This window comes from Hydrocoleum sp. CS-953, from assembly GCF_002260545.1.
Classification (GTDB): Bacteria; Cyanobacteriota; Cyanobacteriia; order Cyanobacteriales; family Microcoleaceae; genus Trichodesmium.
Map to the genome: position 1 here is coordinate 1 of NZ_LGSU01000276.1, position 2,612 is coordinate 2,612.

Genomic DNA, 2,612 nt, shown 5'->3' on the forward strand with positions numbered 1-2,612 from the left:
GTAGGGGAGTAGGGGAGAAATTAAAATATATCCTCTCGATCGCCAAATATTTTATTTATACCTAATCATCCGGACATGATATTAAACAAAAATACGATTCAATGATTAATAATTAATAATTACGTCTGGTTAAAAAAAATAGGATTGGTTAAAAGCAATTTTTTTGTTTTTTTATCCTGAAAATGATATCAAATCCACTTGCTTCAAAGTAACAAGAAACCGGGTTTGTGGGAGGTCAATGGTAGGGACGTTTTGCTGCGCCACATGTTTCGGCTGTCGCCGACATGAATGCTCCGCATTCCGGAACGGAAAACGCATTTTTGCCTGTGCAACGTCCGTACAAGGACATTTGATACAAACCCAGTTTCTCTGCTTTTTTTATACCGATACTACCGGATTTGATATGAGAGGCTTTAAATCTTAAGTTTTTCAGCAAGAAACAGAAATCAGAATATAGCAATCCGCCCATAGTTTGCGGGCAATTAAAAAGTAAATAAAAAAGTTTAAACTCTCACCTGTTCCCTGTTAAGTGTTCCCTAAAAAGTAGTAATATTTTTGCGACGAATATGCGGAGGATTGCTATATATGAATTACCCAAAAGTTTACCGAATTATTAATTATTAATTGTTAATTAAATAATTGTGGTTTAAAGCCTCCCCTTTGAAGGGGAAAAAAAGAAATGATATTTCCCAATCTTTAATCCTCTCGGTTTTAACCAGAGGTAATTATCAATTATCCATTATCAATTATCAATTATTGAACATAATCTCAAATTTAACCAGTTATATTAACCATATAAAAAACAAAAACATAGGGTGCATCTCAATATTTGCAAAAATACTTTTTTCCTGTTCCCTGTTCCCTAAAAGCGATAAATTCTTGGCTTTATTCAGAATTGAGATGCACCCAAAACATAGTAGTTTAACACATTTACATCCTCGGTTTCACAGCGCAAAGGAGAAATAAATTTTGAATGGCTTTATGAATGCTATTTCTTAGGAATAAGTAACAGAAACTGATTATTTTCTTACTAATTTTTCTTAGTAAAAGTAATATCTAATTGAATAGTAAATACCTGCTCAAATGTAAGCATTCAGTTAGCTCGCATTCAACTATCAGCTCAAAGAATCAAGGAACGACTGGGGCTAGGTAATGACCAATTTCATTCATAGCTTTTAATTCTCCTTGTGAAAATAATTCCCTTCTGGTTTGATAATGAGTTAATAACAAATAGCTCATGAATGTTTCGCGGAGCGACTTGAACTTGGACTTAAAAGTTATGTAAGTCCTACTAACTCAGATAACCCAATTGACGCCTAGCTTCAAACAAACCCAAGGCAGCACTAACAGAAAGATTTAAACTACGAACCTTTGGTTGTGTCATGGGTATGTAGAGAGTCTCAGTACAGTAGTCCAAGACATCTTGTGGTAGTCCATTAGTTTCGGAACCAAACNTTTCGCGGAGCGACTTGAACTTGGACTTAAAAGTTATGTAAGTCCTACTAACTCAGATAACCCAATTGACGCCTAGCTTCAAACAAACCCAAGGCAGCACTAACAGAAAGATTTAAACTACGAACCTTTGGTTGTGTCATGGGTATGTAGAGAGTCTCAGTACAGTAGTCCAAGACATCTTGTGGTAGTCCATTAGTTTCGGAACCAAACAATAGCCAATCATTTGTTTGATATTGAAATTTTGTATAATTAATCTCCCCCCTTTTACTGAAGCCAATAAGTCTTCCACCTCGTTCTTGATGATAGCTTTGAAAATCTTCGAGGTTATGATGATAATTGAATTTTACATAAGGCCAGTAATCTAAACCAGCCCTTTTTAAGTAGCGATCGCTAATTTCAAAACCCAAAGGCCCTACTAAATGTAGTTCTGTATCGGTAGCAGCACAAGTACGAGCAACATTACCTGTATTTGGTGGAATTTGTGGATAGACTAAGACAATCTGAGGCATAAAATCAATGATATATTTTGACACCTATCAAATCATAGTGAGCTAAAAGGTTTTTTGACACCTATCAAATCATAGTGAGCTAAAAGGTTTGATGAATATTTTTACCCATATAATTTTTACTATATATATAGTTATAGTGAATTAAAAAGGGAAACCTTGTAATTTTTGTTTCTTTAAAACTACTAAAGTAAAATATTTAGGACTTACGCAAAGACAATGTATGTAGTGTTCAAAACTATAACGTTATAGTTTTTTTACTCTATATGTAGTACCTCTGCGTAAGTTCTGATATTGTATTTATGGGTTTCTCCTTTAGCATAATTACCTAATTCTTCAATAAGGAAATTATGATCGGATTAAGATCTGAATCAATTAGGATTATTTAAGCTTTTCATTATTTGCTGAAGTGATTGATTTTGGGCTTGATTTACGTTTTTTTTCCATTGACAATCGCTGTAAATGAATTACATCATGTTCTTTAGCATCGGGATTGTAAGGGCGAAAGTAAGGAAGAATGGTTTAGTTATCTTAGGAAAGAAGCTTTAAGAGAAGAAAAAACATTAAATCTGGTAGATATTTCCCCAGCTTTTCCACAAAGGATATAAACGGACATGATATTACTTAAACAAACAGATAATTTCTTCATAT

General features: G+C 33.7%; 2 protein-coding genes. Both read right to left on the reverse strand.

What is annotated here, in order from left to right; genetic code table 11:
* Positions 1 to 1,291 precede the first annotated feature (1,291 nt).
* The coding region (locus AFK68_RS02490) for a tRNA (cytidine(34)-2'-O)-methyltransferase (RefSeq protein ID WP_143437444.1) at positions 1,292 to 1,454 on the reverse strand (163 nt) is incomplete at its 5' end.
* Between the two features lie 48 nt (positions 1,455 to 1,502).
* Positions 1,503 to 1,964 (reverse strand): tRNA (cytidine(34)-2'-O)-methyltransferase, encoded by a 462-nt coding sequence (locus AFK68_RS02495; protein WP_094671366.1) that lies wholly within the window; start codon positions 1,962 to 1,964, stop codon positions 1,503 to 1,505.
* Between the last annotated feature and the right edge of the window lie 648 nt (positions 1,965 to 2,612).

Coding starts and splice junctions, on each gene's coding strand:
- AFK68_RS02495 (WP_094671366.1), bottom strand. CDS start 1,964: ATGCCTCAGATTGTCTTAGTCTATCCACAAATTCCACCAAATACAGGT.